Genomic DNA, 901 nt, shown 5'->3' on the forward strand with positions numbered 1-901 from the left:
TTTTATGCTGATGGACAACTTTTAAGTTGTATTGGTGGCTTCTGGAAGTTATCGCAAACATCGCACTTGTTGGGCAGGTCAAATCCAGAGCATTGCTGCGTGATTAGTGCGTGAGGTACACGTTTGTCTGTTCTTCACAGCTAAATCAGAACACTTTTGCATTTATATTCATCTTAGATTTAGGTAATTGATGAAACCGCAATAAAAAACTAATGTGCTTGGAGTAATCGTTAGCTGCAGACCTAACTGATTTCTGTCCAAAAATGCGTTTAGAACGCTCTTCTCTTCCCAAATTGATGTGGTGACAGTGTTTTACCGACCAGAAACATTTTTCAGTTTTTTCAAAGAAAATAGTTAGCCCCCGCTCATTTTCTCACTGTTGCTATCGGTCTATTGCATGCCTTAGATATTTTCCTTATTGGTAAATTTATCATTAGACTTCTATTCTAAGCTAAAAGGTTTTGATGGGGGCTGAGTCGTACCCGCTGCCGTTTCATCTGGCAAATGGAGTTCCTCAGTCAAGGAAGGGACTTATCCAACACGGAGTATAGTGCCATGCATCATTCATTATCCTTGCCGATTTTATTGTTGTCGTCTGCGGTTGTGCAGGCGGCGGTTCCAGAAAGCCTTGCTATACCGCAGGCTTACCTCGATAGTCATCCTCATCCTGTTCATACAGTTCCACCTCCGGCTTATGCCGTGGATCGTATTCTCGTTAAATTCCGTCCCGGTGCAGCGGCGTCTGACGTAGGGGAGTTGATGCGTGAGAGCAGAGCCAAAGCGCTCAAAGTCATTTCCGGCATTGATGTGCATGTCTTGCAAGTGCCCGTTGGAACAGTGGAAGCGCAGTTAGCCCGTTTTAACCAGAACCCGAATGTGTTGTATGCAGAACCTGATATCA

At 44.3% G+C, this 901-nt stretch carries 1 protein-coding gene; it reads left to right on the plus strand.

Annotated features, from left to right (window positions below):
* Positions 1-588 precede the first annotated feature (588 nt).
* A partial coding sequence (locus R7E78_RS25190) for a S8 family serine peptidase (RefSeq protein ID WP_411913767.1) occupies positions 589-901 on the plus strand: 313 nt, incomplete at its 3' end.

This window comes from Vibrio sp. YT-19(2023), assembly GCF_033337395.1.